This is a genomic window from Meridianimarinicoccus marinus, from assembly GCF_040689105.1.
Lineage (GTDB): Bacteria > Pseudomonadota > Alphaproteobacteria > Rhodobacterales > Rhodobacteraceae > Meridianimarinicoccus > Meridianimarinicoccus marinus.
Window position 1 is genome coordinate 1 of the sequence record NZ_JBFBVU010000009.1, and the last position, 17,704, is coordinate 17,704.

Annotated in this window: 13 protein-coding genes and 1 pseudogene; 6 read left to right on the forward strand and 8 right to left on the reverse strand. The window is 62.1% G+C overall.

Translation table 11 applies throughout. The features are described from left to right. Positions 1-296 precede the first annotated feature (296 nt). The 6 genes from AB0T83_RS08830 to AB0T83_RS08855 all read right to left on the reverse strand — a co-directional run bounded on the left by AB0T83_RS08830 (position 297) and on the right by AB0T83_RS08855 (position 6,333). The gene (locus AB0T83_RS08830; protein ID WP_366192668.1) at positions 297-1,493 is read right to left on the reverse strand and encodes a mandelate racemase/muconate lactonizing enzyme family protein; all 1,197 of its coding nucleotides are present in this window, start codon (positions 1,491-1,493) and stop codon (positions 297-299) included. 12 nt (positions 1,494-1,505) lie between these two features. After that, positions 1,506-2,567, reverse strand: a complete 1,062-nt coding sequence (locus AB0T83_RS08835; protein WP_366192669.1) for an ABC transporter ATP-binding protein — start codon at positions 2,565-2,567, stop codon at positions 1,506-1,508. Between the two features lie 32 nt (positions 2,568-2,599). Then, positions 2,600-3,349, reverse strand: a complete 750-nt coding sequence (locus AB0T83_RS08840) for an SDR family NAD(P)-dependent oxidoreductase (RefSeq protein WP_366192670.1) — start codon at positions 3,347-3,349, stop codon at positions 2,600-2,602. After that, entirely contained in the window at positions 3,346-4,170 is an 825-nt protein-coding gene (locus tag AB0T83_RS08845; protein WP_366192671.1) for a carbohydrate ABC transporter permease, read from the reverse strand. The genes AB0T83_RS08840 and AB0T83_RS08845 overlap by 4 nt, the downstream gene beginning before the upstream one ends. Next, complete coding sequence (locus tag AB0T83_RS08850; protein WP_366192672.1) at positions 4,170-5,036, reverse strand: carbohydrate ABC transporter permease; 867 nt, start codon at positions 5,034-5,036, stop codon at positions 4,170-4,172. The genes AB0T83_RS08845 and AB0T83_RS08850 overlap by 1 nt, the downstream gene beginning before the upstream one ends. 67 nt (positions 5,037-5,103) lie before the next feature. Next, on the reverse strand, positions 5,104-6,333 hold the full coding sequence (locus AB0T83_RS08855; protein ID WP_366192673.1) for an ABC transporter substrate-binding protein: 1,230 nt from the start codon (positions 6,331-6,333) through the stop codon (positions 5,104-5,106). Between the two features lie 152 nt (positions 6,334-6,485). On the opposite strand from AB0T83_RS08855, the gene AB0T83_RS08860 reads away from it, so the two are divergent. Further along, on the forward strand, positions 6,486-7,142 hold the full coding sequence (locus tag AB0T83_RS08860; protein ID WP_366192674.1) for a GntR family transcriptional regulator: 657 nt from the start codon (positions 6,486-6,488) through the stop codon (positions 7,140-7,142). Positions 7,143-7,840: 698 nt separating this feature from the next. On the opposite strand, the pseudogene AB0T83_RS08865 reads toward AB0T83_RS08860, so the two are convergent. Beyond that, positions 7,841-8,970: pseudogene (locus tag AB0T83_RS08865) on the reverse strand (IS3 family transposase); the annotation flags it as partial. A gap of 241 nt (positions 8,971-9,211) precedes the next feature. On the opposite strand from AB0T83_RS08865, the gene AB0T83_RS08870 reads away from it, so the two are divergent. After that, positions 9,212-9,907 (forward strand): class I SAM-dependent methyltransferase, encoded by a 696-nt coding sequence (locus tag AB0T83_RS08870; RefSeq protein WP_366192675.1) that lies wholly within the window; start codon positions 9,212-9,214, stop codon positions 9,905-9,907. Between the two features lie 33 nt (positions 9,908-9,940). Here AB0T83_RS08870 and AB0T83_RS08875 read toward each other — a convergent pair whose 3' ends face one another. Further along, the gene (locus AB0T83_RS08875) at positions 9,941-10,987 is read right to left on the reverse strand and encodes a helix-turn-helix domain-containing protein (protein WP_366192676.1); all 1,047 of its coding nucleotides are present in this window, start codon (positions 10,985-10,987) and stop codon (positions 9,941-9,943) included. Positions 10,988-11,368: 381 nt separating this feature from the next. On the opposite strand from AB0T83_RS08875, the gene AB0T83_RS08880 reads away from it, so the two are divergent. The 4 genes from AB0T83_RS08880 to AB0T83_RS08895 all read left to right on the forward strand — a co-directional run bounded on the left by AB0T83_RS08880 (position 11,369) and on the right by AB0T83_RS08895 (position 17,678). Beyond that, positions 11,369-12,970, forward strand: coding sequence for a DUF1254 domain-containing protein (locus AB0T83_RS08880; RefSeq protein WP_366192677.1), 1,602 nt, complete (start codon positions 11,369-11,371; stop codon positions 12,968-12,970). A gap of 111 nt (positions 12,971-13,081) precedes the next feature. Beyond that, on the forward strand, positions 13,082-13,882 hold the full coding sequence (locus tag AB0T83_RS08885; protein ID WP_366192678.1) for a transporter: 801 nt from the start codon (positions 13,082-13,084) through the stop codon (positions 13,880-13,882). A 67-nt stretch (positions 13,883-13,949) separates the two neighbouring features. Beyond that, positions 13,950-16,025, forward strand: a complete 2,076-nt coding sequence (locus AB0T83_RS08890; RefSeq protein ID WP_366192679.1) for a Vgb family protein — start codon at positions 13,950-13,952, stop codon at positions 16,023-16,025. Positions 16,026-16,331: 306 nt separating this feature from the next. After that, positions 16,332-17,678 carry an acetamidase/formamidase family protein gene (locus tag AB0T83_RS08895; RefSeq protein ID WP_366192680.1) on the forward strand — a complete coding sequence of 449 codons (1,347 nt, stop codon included), beginning with the start codon at positions 16,332-16,334 and terminating at the stop codon, positions 17,676-17,678. Positions 17,679-17,704 lie beyond the last annotated feature (26 nt).

Genomic DNA, 17,704 nt, shown 5'->3' on the forward strand with positions numbered 1-17,704 from the left:
CGCCTCCTGCTTGAACTCGCGGCTGAACATCCTTCTTGTCATGTAGATTCTCCAGTTTCATAAACACCTTATCTCGGCGTCCACGAAACCGGCAGCAGGCCACTCGTCGTTGCCTGGCCCGTAACCACTGCTTACGGTTTAGCGGCGCTTTGCATGATGCCGTTCGTGAGCATCCGGGCTAACCGCGCCGGTTTCGGTGGCCCGGCGGTGTTCCTGGTTACGTCGGCCTCGGAATATGTCAGGGGCGAGATTCTGGTGGTAAACGGGGGCTGGATGGGGTGCTGATCGGCGCCCCGCTACCAGTTGGTCACCGACCCGTCGCGGCGGCGCAGTTGCGGCGGATGCCACAGTCGCAGCTCGCCTGTATCCAGTTTGGTTTCATCCACTTCGATGCCAAGCCCCGGGCCGGACGGAACGTCGAAGCTGGTGCCATTCAGCACGGGTTTGCGAATGAACGGATCGACGCCCGTGTCGCCGCCGTAAATCGCATCGCCCCATGCGTTGGTTTCCAGCCAGGCGAAATTCGGCACTGCGGCGGCGAAATGGATGCTGGCGGCGGTGCAGATCGGACCCAGCGGGTTGTGGGGCATCATATCCACGTAATGCGCTTCGGACATGGCTGCGACCTTCATCGCCTCGGTCAGGCCGCCGACATTGCAAATGTCAATCCGGTTGAACTGATGGATGTCGCGCTCGATAAAAGGCAAGAACTGCCATTTGCTGGCGAATTCCTCGCCCACTGCAAATGGGATGTCTGTCAAGCGGCGCAGCGCCTCATAGGCCGAGGGGGCCTCGTCGCGGATCGGTTCCTCGATGAAGTTAAGTGTGCCCGAAGGAAGTTTCTGGCAGAAAGCGGCCGCTTCGGCGACGGACAGGCGGTGGTGCCAGTCGATGCCCAGAATGACATTGTCGCCAAGGTCGGCACGCACGTCGCGGCACAGTTCCGCGGAGCGCGCGAGATGTTCCTGTGGTTCGAACGTCCCCTGGTGGGACATGTCGGGGAACAACCGGATGCAGTTCCATCCAAGGTCCTTCAGTGCCCGTGCATGGGCGCGGGCATTGGCAAAATCGCCGGCCTGGGTACTGGCGAACGTCGGCACACGGTCGCGTTGTTTGCCGCCCAGAAGGTCATGCACCGGCACGCCCAATGCCTTGCCCTTGAGGTCGTGCAACGCGATATCGATGGCCGACATCGCGGCCAAGAGAACGCGTCCGCCTTCGAAATACTGGCCGCGGTAAAGCTGCTGCCAGATTCGGCCGATGGCCATGGCATCGCTGCCGATCAGGTCATGTTCGAAATGTTCCAGCGCCCCTAGTACCGCCTTTTCCCGGCCGGACAGGCCGCTTTCGCCCCAACCATACAGGCCGGTTTCGGTTTCGACCTTGACGATCAACTGGTTGCGGCCGCCGACCCAGGGAACGAAGGCGCGAATGGCGCTGATCGGGTGGGCTGCGGTGCCTGAAGGGAAGGATGCGGGGGCAGGCATTGTCATGGTCATGTCCCTTTAACGCAAGCGCGTCTCGGTTTCGGCGTCAAAGCCCATCAGGTGCTGCGGATCGAAGCGCAGGCCGACCCGCTGTCCGGCCTCGGCCCGCATCTCCCCACGGTCCTCGACCGTCATCTGGGTTCCGTCAGGCGCGGAGATATAGGCATAGGACACGCCCCCAAGGGCCTCGACCAGCTCGATGCGGTGGCTGTCGCCGGCGGGATCGAGCGTGATGGCTTCCGGGCGGAGCCCGACGGTCACGGTTCCGGCATTGCCCGGCAGGGCGAAGCCCGGTGACAGAGTGGTTCCCAGCGCCGGCACCGACATGCTGGTCGGCGACACCACCGAAGCGGTCATGAAGTTCATCGCCGGAGAGCCGATGAACCCGGCCACGAACCGCGTGTCGGGGTCGCGATACAGATCCATCGGGGCGCCGACCTGCTCGATCCGGCCATCGCGCAGCACCACGATCTTGTCGGCCAGCGTCATTGCCTCGACCTGATCATGAGTCACGTAGATCATGGTCGCACCGATCTCCTTGTGCAGCCGGGCCAGCTCGATCCTCATCTCGACACGCAATTCGGCATCGAGGTTGGAAAGCGGTTCGTCGAACAGGAACACATCCGGCCCGCGCACGATGGCGCGGCCAATGGCGACGCGCTGGCGCTGGCCGCCGGAAAGCGCCTTCGGTTTACGGTCCAGATAAGGATCCAATTTGAGAATCCGGGCGGCGTCTGCGATCTTCTCGGCGGCCTCGGCCTTGGGTGTGCCCGACATGCGCAGGCCGAAGCTCATGTTCTCGGCCACCGTCATATGCGGATAGAGCGCGTAGGTCTGGAACACCATCGCCACGCCGCGCTTGGCGGGGTCGGTATGGGTCACGTCGCGGCCCGCGATCCGAATGGTGCCGCCGGTGGTCTCTTCCAGCCCGGCGATCATTCGCAGCAAGGTCGACTTGCCACAGCCCGACGGGCCGACGAAAACGCAAAACTCGCCGGGCGCGACCGACAGGTCAACGCCGTGAACGACTTGGACCGGGCCATATTTCTTGACCACGTTGGACAGGGTGACATCAGTCATGTGTATTCGCTTTCCTGATCTGTCGAGCGGGGTTAAATCGCGCCGAGCCGGGCAGTCATTCCCTGGTCGGCGATGATTTCGGCACCGTTCAGGGCGGCGCTGTCCGGCGATAAAAGCCAGGCGGCGATCCGGCCGATGTCATCAACGCTGTTGACGGTGTTGGTGGCATGCCAAGCGCGGAACTGGTCCATGCGTGCCGTGCTTTCTTCAGCAACGGCCTGCACGGCCTCGGTCAGCGTCAGGCCCGGCGCCAGCGCATTGACGCGCACGTTGCGGCGACCGAAACTCCAGGTCATGGCGCGGGTCATGGCGACAATCGCGCCTTTGGTGCCAGCATAGGCTTCGTAGCCGCTATCCGAGGCGCGGGCATGGTTCGAGGCGATGTTGACGATGGCCCCTCCGGTGTCGCGCATCAGGGGCGCGACGGCCTGGCTGGCCACCAGGACTGCACGCTGGTTGACGCGCCACAACAGGTCCATGTCGGCGATGGTCATTTCTTCAAACGGCACCTGAATGGTGATGCCGGCATTGTTCACCAGCCCGTCGATCGGCCCCGTTTCCCGCGCAATGGCCTGGATCGCCTCTTGCAGCGCGGCGGGATCACCAACATCGCAGATGTGAAACGCACCGCCTTCGGCTTCGACGCGGGCGCGTGCGGCCGGATCGATTTCCAGCACCGAAACCTGCGCCCCGACGGCGACGCACTGGCGCAGGATGCCCCGGCCGATCCCGGCGCCGCCGCCGGTGAGGATGATATTCATTCCGTCCAGTCGTGCGCTCATTTTACCGCCCCTGCCGTCACGCCGGACACGATCCGGCGCTGGAAAATGACAAACAGGATCAACAGCGGCAGCGACCCCAGCACCGCCGCCGGGAACAGCATGTCAGGCTGGATGTTCAGGTTGCCGACAAACCGATAGACGCTGATCATCACGGTGAATTTCTCAGGGCTGGTCAGCAGCAGAAGCGGATAGGTGAAGTCGTTCCACACCATCAGTGTCACGAACAGCGACAGGGTGGCGCTTGCCGGGCCCAGCAGGGGACGGATCACGTGCCAGTAGATCTGCCAGTTGTTGCAGTTGTCCAGACGTGCGGCTTCTTCCAGCTCGCGCGGGATCGAGCCGATGAAACTGGTATAGAAGAAGACCGCCAGCGGCAGGTTCAACGCGGTAAAGGCCAGGATGATGCCGGGATAACTGTCCAGGAGGCCGAGGTTGCGGAAAATCACGTAGATCGGGGTGATGGTGACAAAAGGCGGTGTCGCCAGCCCCAGGGCCACCAGCATCAGGAAGCCGCGCGTCAGGCGGTTCTGGATCCGCGACAGCGGATAGGCCGCCATTGACCCCAGGAACGCGACCAGAAAGGTGACCGACAAGGTGATGCCGACCGAGTTGATCACGCTGCGGAAATAGCTCATCTGTTCGAGAGCATTGGCATAGTTGCCAAGATAGAGCGTCTGCGGCAGGCCCAGCGGGGCTTCGGCGATCTCAGCCGAGGTGCGAAAGCTCATTGCGATCATGTAGAAGACAGGAGCCAGCATGGCGAGGACGGCAACCACAACGGCCGTCTGGGCCAACCAGCGCATAAGGGGCAGGCGGGGCATCACATTTCCTCCCGGCGGCGTAGATAGGTGTTCTGGAGTACCGCGACGATGACCACGATCAGCAGCATCACGATCGACAGCGCCGAGGCGAAGCCGAACTTGTAGGAGCCGAACAGGTTGTTGACGATTTCCAGGCTGAGCGTGTTGGTCGCCCGGTCGGGACCGCCGCGTGTCATGATGAATGGCAGCTCGAACGTCTTGAGCGTGCCGACGGTGGACAGGATGATGTTCACCGTGAAGGACGGCGCCAGCAGCGGCAGCTCAAGATGCCGGAACCGCTGCCAGGACGAGGCGCCATCCAGCCGCCCGGCCTCTTCGATCTCGCTGGGGATATTTGCAAACCCGACAAGGAAGATCGCGGTGGTATAGCCGACGAACATCCAGACATGGGTGATGGCAATGGCGTAGAGCGCCGTCGCAGGGTCGCCAAGCCAGCCGCGCGTCAGCCCCTCGAGTCCGACGGCGGTGAGCACGGCATTCAACCCGCCCGAATAAGGCGCATAGATGAACTGCCAGACATATCCGACAATGACGAAGGACATCATCGCCGGAGTGAACAGAACGGCGCGGCAGAAGTTGCGGATCGCCGGCAGGCGATGCAGGAACACCGCGAAGACCAGCCCGACAAGCGTCTGTATGGTGACGACGAGAAAGGTGAACTTCAGCGTGATCCAGACAGAGTCGAGATAGCGCGAGCGTGAAATGAACCTGTCGTAATTCTTCCACCCCACCCATTCGGCCGTGCCGACCCCGGTGAAATCGGTAAAGCTCATCTTCACCGATAGGACGATCGGGTAGACGAAGAACCCTCCGATCACCAGCAGGGCGGGCAAGGCAAACAGATACATGCTGCGGGAACGGGTCACGGTCTGATCCTCGTGTGTTTCGGGCCTGCCCGAAGGAGAGTCAGGCAGGTCCGGTGTCGTTGATGGCTCAGAAGCTGTCTTCGACGGCTTCGTCCCAACGTTCCAGAACGTCTTCGTTGGATTTTTCGGTATCCAGCAGGAAGCCGGTCAGGCTGTCCCAGATTTCGTTCTCAAGCGGCTTGGGCCAATCCAGAACCGCAAAGGGATACATGATGACGCCCCCATCGATGCGAGACTGGTCGTAGGGCGCGGCCAGATCCGGCGTGCCGCTGGCACCGCCCTTGAAGGGGCTATAGGCCGCTTCGGCGTCCAGCATGACCTGAAGGTTTTCAGGGTCCGCGAAGTACTCGATAAAGGTCTTGGCGGCCTCCTTGTGCTGCGACTGTTCACTCATCGACCAGCCGATGCCAAACAGGTCCAGCGCAACGCCGCTGTTCTTGGCGGACGGGACCGGGGCAAAGACATAGTCCAGGCCGTCAACCGAGGAAAAATCGACAATGTTCCAGGCGCCTTGCGGCATCATGGCAAAATTGCCGGCCTTGAACTCGGTCAGCGCGGTTGACCACGGGTCCAGACCGGCCTGAGCCTTGGGATCGACGCATTTTGCATCAATCAGCTCGCGCACGGTGTCCAGCACCCCGTTGAAGGCGGCCGAGTCGGCAAAGCCGGCCTCTTCCCCGCCCAGTGTCGAGGCCGGGGCGTCCATGGCTTCGATGCCGTTGGCGATGACGAACAGCGGGGCCGAAAAGCCGCCGGTGAAGATCATCGGCTTGATGCCCGCGGCGTCGAGCTTGCCACAGGCGTCCTTCAGCTCGGCAATGGTCGTCGGGGCCTTGTCCACGCCAGCCTGTTTCAGAAGCCCCATGTTGACGAAATTGCCCATGCCGATCACTTCCAGCGGCATGATATGGGTGGCGTCGCCACTGGTGATCGACGGTTTCAGTGAATCTTCGATGCGGCCATACCAGTCGCTGTCGGTGCCAAGATCGGCCAGAAGTCCGGCGTCGGACCAGACCTTGACCAGCGGCATGTCGGTCATCATCACGTCCGGGGCGTTGTTGCCCTGCAGGCGCGGGGGCAGCACCACATTGGTGTCCAGGCGGCTGATATAGCTGAATTCGACATCGATGTCGGGGTTGGCCGCCTCGAAGGCTTCGATCAGCTGGGGCAGGCCGGCGGGTTCGGATTCATTGCCCTTCCAGGCGGTGACATCCAGCGTGACAGTATCCGCCAGGGCCGTGCCGGCGATCATCGCGGCAACCGCCGCCGGGGCTACTGAACTTCTAAGTATAGTCATGACGCTCCTCCTTGCAGCCTTTCGTATGATATGATGGAGCAGATAATATATTAAACTGGCGTCGGTCAACTGGCAATTTGGAAAATAATATACTATACCTCGGTAGCTAGCCGCTAGCCGGCGGGAAAATCTGAAAGCGAACGCGTAAACCAATGAAAACAAAGTCATCCTCCAGCGGCAATGTCTACACCCGTATCCTCGATGACATCGGCAGCGGTACATTTCCCAGCGGCACACGACTGAAGGTGCAGGCGCTTGCCGACCGCTACGGCACGTCGATCATACCCGTCCGAGAGGCCTTGCGGCTCCTGCAGGGCGAGGGGCTGGTCACAATCGCTCGAAACAAGGGGGCGGCTGTATCTGAACTGAACGCTGAAATGATCCTCGAGATTTTCGAGATCCTGCAATTGATGGAACCCTATTTCGTAAAGGCCTTCGTCAAGTCATGCACCGCAGAGGACATCGCGCGGCTTCAAGACGTTCAGGACAAGATCCGCACCACGCCCGTTGCCGACAAGGCCGCGTTCACCGCCCTTGACAAGCAGTTTCACGAGATCATCGCCCGTCGCCACTACAACCGCCGCGCCTATGACATCTGGGAATTGCAACGCCGCATTCTGAACGCCCTGGCGCTGCCCGTCCCGATTTCCACCGCACGTCACCAGGCGATATTGAAAGAACACGAGTCCCTGATTGATGCGTTCAAGCGCAGCGACGAGGCGGATGCGCTCGCGTGCATCAACCAGCACGTCCAGGGAGCCGGCGATCAGATGTATGTGCAGCTCAAACAGCTCGACCGTGAAGCGTAGTGTCGAGAAATGTGGTCCAAGACGTCCGATGCTGATTCGGATGCGCTCCCGCCGTACGTAGCAAAAACCCTACGCTTAGGTGGGTAATGTCAGAGCAACTTCGCTTGCGGCGGGGCAGGTTCGGTCTGACGCGCGTCTCCGCGATCCGCAAGAATGTCAATCGGCCCTTTAATTGCGGATTTCTGTCCAGCCATTGATCTGTACCTTGCCGGGGTCGTGGTCCTTTCCGAGGTTGGAACCCCATGGTGATGTTCGGTTCGAGCGCCTCAACGTATGGATCGCAGTCCGCAAGGTCTGCAGGCGATTGACCGAGGCCACCGCAACCACCGTCCCGGCAGGACAACACGGATCCGGCGTCAGTCCTGCGATAACGTGGTGTCGGCCTTGTCGTTCGGGACATCTTTGCACTCCCCCATTTAAAGACGGTTCCATCGACCCAGATGCAATGCGGGATGACAGCGAGCTTCCACGCCACGGCGACGTGCGCCTTCTTGGTGCCGACCCGTTTTGCCAGGCGGAGCCCCTACGCTTTCAAGGAGCACCGTCGCTTGGTGCGGTGCAGCAGGACGGCCGCCGCCTCGAACTGATATGTCCGCAGGGACCGCTCGCCCCATCTTGATACCCTGCCATTCATAGAGGTGGCTCGGTTTGTCTGAACAGTTTGGAGCCGTTTTCCAAGTGGATCTTCCGCTCAATTCTGCCGCGACCGGGACTGGCCGGGGCGGGTAGTGATATTCCTGATCGGGCGTTTGCCCGTCCAGCGATGAATGCGGTCTCCGCCTGTTATAGAAGGCCAGGTGACGGGTGATCCCTGTACGGGCCTCCGAGACGCTGTCGTAGGCGTACAGGTAGACCTCTTCGTATTTGATCGTTCGCCATAGCCGCTCGACAAAGACGTTGTCGCGCCAGGCCCCCTTTCCATCCATGCTGATCTGGATCTCAGCGGCTTTCAGCGCCTTGATGAAGTCAATGGATGTGAATTGGCTTCCCTGGTCCGTGTTCATGATCTCCGGCTTTCCATGTCTGGCCATCGCTTCTTTCAGAGCCTCCAGGCACGCCTCCGTTTCCAGCTTGACCGATCGCCGCCAAGCCAACACCTTGCGGCTGAACCAGTCCACAACCGCCGTCAGGGAGACGAACCCGCGCGCCATTGGGATGTAGCTGATGTCCATGGCCCAGACCTGATTGGGCCGGGTCACCGCGAGCTTGCGAAAAAGATATGGGTAGATATTGTGGCCGGGTGCCGGGTGCCGGTTGTGGGGTGTTCGGCTTCCGGTACAAGGCTTCGATGCCCATCAGCGTGGCGACATGGCGTCGGCCGGCGGTGAAGCCTTCCTGTCGAAGCAGACCTTTCATCATGCGGCTGCCCGCGAAGGGAAATTCCATGTGCAATTCGTCGATCCGGCGCATCAGGCGCAGATCGTCTTCGCTGGTCGGGCGCGGCTCGTAGTAGAGACTGCCCCGGCTGATCCCGAGCAGCTCGGCCTGCCGCGTGAGGCTCAGCGTGTGGTCTCGATCCGTCATCTCTTTGCGCTCGGCAACAGACCGGCCTTAGCGAGCGCTCCCTCTGAAAAATCGTTTTCCAGGTGAGGTGACCGATCCTGGCATGCAGGGAGGTGATGACGATCTCTGGTTCCTTGCTCTTCGGCCTGTCCTCGAACACATCCGTCACGCCATCGAGCAGCTGGTTTTTCCACTGCTTGATCTGGTTCGGGTGCAGATCGAACTGGGTGGCCAGCTCGCTCATCGTCTCGTCGCCCTTCAGCGCCGCCAATGCGACCTTCGCCTTGAACGCAGCGCTGTGGTTCCTTCTCGGACGCCTTGCCATCTTTCGCGCCTTCTTTCCGGCATCGCTGCCGGATCGGAAGCGGAAAATCCACATAACTCAACCGTTCAGATTTCCCGAGCCGCCTCAATTTTCCGGATATCAGCTTCGGATACGATTGTCCGCGCAGCTATCCACCGCCGGAGATCGTCGCCTTGCTGGATCGAGAACTCCCTGATCCGTAACGCCAAATCACCTACGGGGCTGCCGGGAGCAACGGCCCGACGCCCCAAAGTCTACAAAGTTGGCTGCGAGCCCCCGCATCCAGAAATCCAACAAACAGGACAATTCCGCCGGACGACAAGACCGTCTGGCAGAATTCGACCTGCATATTTTCGTTTTGAACGAGAGAGGCAAAGGGGATAAGCCACTGGCACAAGGAGGCGCGCCCGTGTTGAACGATGTTGCAAACCGCTTCGACTGGTTGAGAAGGCGCGGTACCATCGCTCCGAGCTCAAGGTTTCTGGTTCGCCGGATGCTGGGAAGGCTGGACTTCTCCCGGGACATGGATCTGTTGCAACTGGGGTTCGGCACAGGCGTCTTCACCGAAGAAATCGTCAGGCGAATGACGCCACGCAGTACCGTTACGGTGTTCGAGGTTGACGAAAGATGCCGTGCCCACGTGGTTGACGATCTCAGAGTGACCTATGTCGAGGCCTCGGCCGAAACGATTTCAGAACATTTTCCGGGCAAGAGGTTTGACAATATCGTTTCAACCTTGCCCTTCGCGTCGCTCCCGAGGCAGGTGTCGCTGAACGTGTTTTCCCAGATCCGTGCGCATCTGGCAACGAACGGAAAATTGCTTCAGTTTCAGTATTCCCTCGTGTCGCGGAACGATCTCCGGGATCTCTTTGGCTCTGAACCGGAGATTGATTTCGAACTTCGAAACTTGCCGCCCGCCTTTATCTACGATGTCAGAAACGGTGAGGCGCCGGTTTAGGGACCGCCTTCGATCTGCCTGCACGACAGGCTGTCAGCGGCCGTTGGACGACGCGTCGATATTGCAAGGTTCCATGGGCTGGGGATGGATCGAACACTGGTACTGTCTGGGTGACAGCCCCGTAAACCTTCGAAACGCCCGGGAGAAATGGGATGGGTTCTCGTAGCCGGTGGAATACGCGACGTCGGTGACGCTCATGTCGCCCCGCGAGAGCATCTCGCAAGCCACCTGATAGCGGGCTTCCGCGACAAGGGTCGAGAATTTCAGGTTTTCCGCGCCCAGGTGGCGCTGAAGGGAGCGTTCGCTGGTGCCCAGGATTTCGGCCAGCTCGCCGATCCGGAGAGGGCGGTCGCGCAGATAGGTTTTCAGGATTTCCCGGATCATCTCGGCCGTTGCCAGACAGGCCCGGTCCTGCGGCGGATCAAGAGCCGAAGCAACAGCGGCCGGATCGACCGGGCAGGGGCGGCCCAGCAGCACGCGCGGAACCACGATGGAGGTATGCGTGCGGCCCATCAGAATGCGGGTGTTCGGAAAGGTCTCCAACGCCGCGGCGGGCGGCGCGCGTTTGGAAATGAACGTCATTTCCGCGGGGCACCAGGACGGGCCGGCGACACTGCGAACGATCGAAATGAAAGCCTGCAGCTGCAACCACTCGGCATAGGCCAGCGCGGGGCTGTCCCTGTAGCCGACAATATCGCACACCACGCGCAGGTCATCGCCGCGTGTGACCATGCTGGCGATCAGCGCGCCGTTTTCCCGCGTCGCGCGGGATGCCGCCGCCTGCAGGCGCGCGAGCCCGCTGGGCGCCGACAGGATTGCCGTCCGGGTTTGGGGTCTAAGACCGTCAAGGCCCATCGACCGTGCCGCGGCAAAGCCAAGTTCCATGGCCGCGCCGGCGCCGCCGTTGGCGGAAACGAAATCCAGCACCTTGGGCACGCTGAGATAATAGTTCGGGGTCTCGTCAACCGTCGTCGGAAGCCCGGCGCGGTCGAGGCCCTTGTGGACGGGCACACCCTGTTCGCGCAAGACCTCTAGGTAGACGTTCAGATGGGCGGCCCGGACGAGCGGCACTTTGCGCATGGTGGTCTCCGAGACAGTCGCTGCGCGGCAGGACAGGGCTTGACGAAACCGGCACCCCCGACGCTGGGGAACCATAGGGGCCGCCCCGGATCGAAGGCGACAGGATTGTCCCCGATTGCGCCGCGCAGTCAAGGGGCTGGACGGGGGGAAATGCGCCCGATCCTGAAGCCTGGCGCAAGTCGGGACGGAACCGGCCGAGATGATGCCAAGGCCGGAAATCTGGCGGGAAATGGTAAGGGAGATCGCGTGGCCTCTGTTAACAATTCCTCGGAAAATTTCGCTCCGGCATTGGCCCTGTTGGAAGGAGAACAAGTGCATCGTGCGCGATTGTGGCGCTAACGTGGCGCAATTGATTTGAACACCCTACGAGGACCTTCATCCATGAATCTGATTTCACCGCTTGCAGCCGTTTCGCTTCTGGCCGCTTCGACGGCAATTGCGCAGGTGTCAGAGCAGTCTCTGGCCGCGATCTCGACCCCGGACAGCGTCGAGTCGAAAATCGGAACGCTCAACTACAAGGACGGCGCGCCCAGTGCCGATACCGTTTCGGCGGTCTATGACAATCTCGACATGGTCTATGCCTTCCGCGCCTTCACCGACACCTTCAAGGGCGTCAGTGTGCAGGCGGCGCTGGAAGGCTTTCAGGCGGCCGGCATCAAGGACAACGAGATGCTGCTGTTCTCGAAACTGATGGATTCGGAATCGCTGTTCCTGACCGCCAACGCCGACACGGTGTATTACCTTGGCTTCGTCAACCTTTCGGACGGGCCGATGGTGATCGAGACACCGCCCGGCGCGCTTGGCACCATCGATGACATGTGGTTCCGCTGGGTCACTGACTTTGGCCGTCCGGGCCCAGATCGCGGCGAGGGCGGCAAATATCTTCTGGTGGGGCCGGACTACGACGGCTACCTGCCCGAGGACGGATTCTACATCGGCCGTTCCCAGACCAACCGCGTGCTGGTGCTTGGCCGCTCCTTCCTGACCAAGGATGACCCGGCGCCAACGGTCAAGGTCATCAAGGACAACCTGAAGATCTATCCCTATGCACCCGGCGGCGTCGGCATGTCCATTGCCCGTTTCCTTGAGGGCGGAGTCGAACTGGGCCGCAATGCCGAGCCCAAGACCCCGGTCTTCCACGAGGGCACGGGACTTGCGATCAACACCATCCCGCCCAGCGACTACAGCTATTTCGAGATGCTGAACCGGCTGGTGCAGGACAACCCCGCGACGGTGATCGATCCCGAACTGATGGGGCCGGTCGCGGCGATCGGGATCCGAAAGGGACAGACGTTTGCCCCGGACGACCGGATGAAGGGCATCCTGGAAGAGGCCGTGAAACTGGCCAATGCCACGGGTCGCACGCTGGGCTTCGCACCGCGCGATCCGGACTGGTTCTGGTACGAGGGCTTGCAGTGGTGGAACCCCCTGTTCCAGGGCGGCTACAATTTCGAGGCCCCGCTGCCCGAGATCACCAAGGATGGCGCCAAGCCCTATCCCCCGACGGGCTACAAGCACAACGACGCGCGCACCTCGTTCTTCTACAACGCCACCGGGATCACCCCGGCGATGGCCATGCGGCTGACCGGCGTCGGATCGCAGTATCTGTTTGCCACCAAGGATGCGAACGCCAACTGGTTCGACGGGGCAAAGACCTACAAGGTGACCTTGCCCAAGGGCATCCCGGCCGAGGCCTTCTGGTCCTTCACCCTTTACGACAACCAGACCCGGTCGATGCTGAAGACGCCGCAGAAGTATCCGCGTGCGGGGTCGCAGAACTATCCTTCCCCTGCGGCGGAAGTGGCCGAGGATGGCTCTACCACTGTCTGGTTCGCGCCCGAACAACCCGAAGGCGTTGCCCGCGGCAACTGGATCCAGACCGATCCGAAGAAGGGTTGGGTCACCCTGTTGCGGCTCTACAGCCCGATGCCGTCCTTCTTCGACAAGAGCTGGCAACCGACCGACATCACGCCTGTGGAATGATCAGATGACCCGCCAGCCAAACATCGTGCCCGCGCGGTGCAGTTTGCTGGCGGGCCCACCGCCCCGCAGTGTTCTACTGACAAGACGTCGCTTTCAAGCAGGACCAGCGCAATGATCCTCTTTCGACTTTTTGCAGCCCTGATCATCGCTTTTGCCATCACGCCGTTGGCGGTGGCGCAATCGGACAAGGACGCCGATCTTGCCAAGAAGCTCTCTAATCCGGTGGCGGATCTGATCAGCGTGCCGTTCCAGTTGAATTACAACGAGGGCTATGCCTCTGGCGACGGGGAACAGTGGCAGCTGAATATCCAGCCGGTGATCCCGATCTCGATCAGCCACGACTGGAACCTCATCTCGCGCACCATTCTTCCGGTCATCAGCCAGGACGGGGTCATTCCGGGGGAGGGGGACCAGTTCGGCTTCGGCGCCACCACCCAAAGCTTCTTCTTCTCGCCCAAGGCGCCGACGCGGGGCGGGCTGATCTGGGGGGTGGGTCCGGTCCTTCTGATCCCGACCGCCACCGATGGGATCGCCACCAACCAATGGGGAGCGGGCCTGACCGGGGTCGCGCTGACTCAGCGCGGGCCGTGGACCGTGGGGGGGCTTGCCAACCACATCTGGTCGGTGACCGGCAATGACAAGGACGGCAAGATTTCTGCGTCTTTCCTCCAGCCGTTCGTCAGCTATACCACGCCCAAGGCCACCTCTTTCACCCTGAACACCGAGTCGACCTACGACTGGGAAGACAAGCAATGGTCGGTGCCGGTGAATGCCCTGATCGGGCAGGTGGTGGAACTGGGCGCCCAGCCGGTTCAGTTCAGCCTCGGCGCCCGCTACTGGGCTGAGTCCCCCGACAATGGTCCCGACGGCTGGGGCGCACGCTTTCAGATGACCTTCCTGTTCCCGAAATAGTGAACTGCCCATGACCCTTTTTCACGGGATCACACCCGTTGCCAATCGCAGAACAAGGAGCACCTCCGTGTTGCCACGCTTACAAGTTGTTGCCCTCGCCGCCACGGTCGCTCTGACAGCCCTGTCCGCCTCTGCACAGCAGCGCATTGACGGGCAGGTCAATGTCGGCGGCTTGCCGATTTCCGGGGCCGAAGTGACTGCCTGGCTGGCCAGTCCCGAAGCCCCGGAAAAGCTGGCCACGGCCACCACGGCAGAGGATGGCACCTATGCCCTGACCCTTGCCGAGGGGCGGGACGAGACCGGTGTGGTCTACCTGATCGCCGAAGGCGGTGCGGCGCAGAATGCCGCCGGGAAGGGGCCAAACAGCGCCTCGGTCCTGATGGCCACCCTTGGGGCAGAGCCGCCCGCGCTGGTGACAATCAACGCGTTGACCACCGTGGCCTCGGCATGGACAGCGGCGCAATTCCTGGACGGCAGCACCCTGCGCGGCAACGCCACCGGCCTGGGGATCGCGGCCGGGAATGTGCCGAACCTTGTGGATCTGGAAACCGGCGGTCTGGGGCCGGTGATCGTGGATCCACTGAACGCGCCGCAGACCACCTCCCTGGCCAAGTTCAACACGCTGGGATTGCTGCTGTCGGCCTGCGTCACGCAGATCCCCGACGCCTGCACCAAGCTGTTCGAGGCCGCCACCCCGCCGGGCGGGGCCGCCCCGACCGACACGCTGCAGGCGGCGCAGAACATCGCCCGTCACCCGGCGCATAACGCCGCCAAGCTGTTTGGACTTCTCGACCAGTTCTACCCGGTCCCCGAGGGCAAGCGGTATCGCGACGTGGCGCTGATCCCCTATCTGTTCTATCCGCCCAGTTCCTGGACCCTGTCACTGGTCTATTCCGGCGGCGGTTTCTTCGCGGTGGGCGGGGCCGCCATCGATGTCGAGGGCAACTTCTGGACCAACAACAACTGGCTGGTCGGCTCGCAAACCACCATCTTCCACCAGTTCGGCGCCGGCAGCGGCAAGTTCGCCCCGAACGGCAAGCCCTTGTCCCCCGCAATCACCGGTTTTCGCGGCGGCGGGCTCGACAGTCCCGGCTGGGGGGTGGCTTTTTCGGCCGATGACAAGGTCTGGCTGACCAACCTGATCGGCAGCACGATCTCGGTACTGGATCGCAAGACCGGACAGCCGCTGTCGCCGGAAGGCGGCTATGACTTCGACGGCAAGCTGGGGCAGATGCAGGGCATTCTGGTCGCGCCCAACGGCGATATCTGGACCGTCGACAACGGCAACAGCCAGATCGTCCACATTCCCGGCGGCGATCCATCCAAGGGCCGTATCCTTGGCCAGACCGTCGACGGAAAGCCCGTGGATGGCACGCTGAAGGTGAAATCGCCCTTCGGCATCGCAATCGACCAGCAGGATCGGATCTGGATCACCAACAGTGGCGCGGACACCGTGACCCGCTTTCCGGCCAGCGACCCCGGCAAGGCCGAGGAGATCAAGGTCGGTTTCAGCCCCCACGCCATTGCCATCGACAGCAAGGGCAACGCCTGGGTCGGCAACCTCGTCGGGCATCCGGGCACCAAGGAAAAGCTGGATCTGGTTCAGCAGACGATCAAGGCCAAGCTGGAAGCGCGGAAAGGGACGATGTCGGCGGATGACATTGCCGCGCACATGTGGATCGACCTGTGGGACATCATCAGCGAGTATCCCGGCGGCGACATCTCGATGATCACGCCTGACGGTACGGTGCACGGGCCGTTCAACGCAAACGGCGCCATCACCGGCCCCTGGGGCGTTGCCATCGACGGCAACGACAACATCTGGGTGGCAAGTTCCACCAGCCATTCCGTCACACAGCTTTGCGGCGTGCGCACCGAGACCTGCCCGCCGGGGCTGAAAACCGGCGATCCGATCACCCCGGCGGCGGGGTTCATCGGCGGGCTGGAAACGGTGGCCCCCATCGCCATCGATCCCGCCGGCAATGCCTGGGTCGGCAACGGCTGGAGCGACACCGACGCGGGCTTCAGCGAAGACCCGCCCGAGGCACAATCGACCCGGTTCTCAGCCCATACCATCGTGGTCTTCTTCGGCGTGGCCAAGCCGGTGAAAACCCCGCTGATCGGGCCGGTCCAGGCGCAATAGCGCGGCGCGGCGGCGGGAACTGCACAGCCTGTCCTTTCGGGCCGCAATGGATACCGCGCAAAGGCGTCCGCGCGGACCCTGAGACCTGCCCGCCCCCTGCGAGGGGCGACCAGCGCAGCGCCGTTTAACTCCCGGGCTATGCAGGACTCGCGCCATTTTCTCGCAACTGCCATGTTAGCGACCAAAAAACAGACGTCCCGGCCGATAGGCGTCTCGACTTGGGACACAGGCGGGTTTTGGGTATGACAAGATCCATCTGCGCGCTGACAGTTCCAGAATTCTCATGACATTCAGGAACATCACGACATGCAGACTATGAATTTCGGGATCAGCGCCGCCCTCGCCATGGCTTTTGCGGCAGGGGCGGCGACGGCACAGGATCACTGCGGCGAGGCCCCTGGCGCGCCGGTGCATCACTATATTCCTGCCAACGCCGACACCGTCCACTGGGGCTATTTCAGCAAGGATCGCGCGCCGCAGGTTTATGCCCATTCGGGCGACTACGTCACGCTGGAGACCCTGACCCATCACGCAAACGACGATGCCGCGCGGATGGTGACCGGCGATCCGGGCGCGGAAAGCGTCTTTGCCTGGGATCCCCTCAGCAAGGGCGTGGATCGGCGCGGCGCGGGTCCGATGGACGCCTCTGTCCTTGGGCGCGGCGCGGGTGAGGGCTTCGGCGTGCACATCCTGACCGGACCGGTGCATGTCTGTGGCGCGGAACCGGGCGATGTTCTTGAAGTGCGCATTCTGGATATGGCCCCGCGACCCTCGGGCAACCCGGAACACGCAGGCAAGACCTTCGGCTCCAACGCGGCGGCCTGGTGGGGGTTCCACTACAACGATCAGGTCGAAGAACCGAAGGGCCGCGAGGTCATCACGATCTACGAGATCGACCCCACCGGCGAACGCAACTGGGCCAGTGCGGTCTACAAGTTCCAGTGGACGCCGCAGACCGACCCCTATGGCGTGCTGCATGAAACCATCGACTACCCCGGTGTTCCGGTCGACCATGCAACGGTCGAGGAACTGCCCGCGCTGGACGGCGTGCGGATCCCGATCCGGATGCATTTCGGTACCATGGGTGTCGCGCCCGCCGAGGCGGATTTCGTCGATTCCGTGCCGCCGTCCTATTTTGGCGGCAACATCGACAATTGGCGGATCGGCAAGGGCGGCACGATGTACTATCCCGTCGCGGTGCCTGGCGCGCTGCTGAGCGCCGGCGACCCGCATGCCGCGCAGGGGGATTCCGAGCTTGCGGGCACGGCCATCGAAACCTCGCTGACCGGGCTTGTTCAGGTCATCCTTCACAAGGCCAGCGAACAGGAAGGCACCATCGTCGAGGGGCTGGACTATCCGTTGCTGGAGACCGACAGCGAATGGGTGGTCCATGGCTTCAGCTACGCCAACTATCTGGCCGAGCTTGGCGAGGCCGCGCAAAGCGACATCTACTCGAAATCCTCCATCGACAACGCGATGCGCGATGCGTTCCGCAAGATGCGGACGTTTTTGATGACCGTGAAGGGTCTGAACGAAGATGAAGCGGTGTCGCTTATGTCCGTCGCTGCGGATTTCGGGGTGACACAGGTTGTCGACGGCAACTGGGGTGTCCACGGGGTGATCTCGAAAGGGATTTTCCCGGCCGCGAACTGATCGTGCCCTGGCGGCCGGAGGCCGGT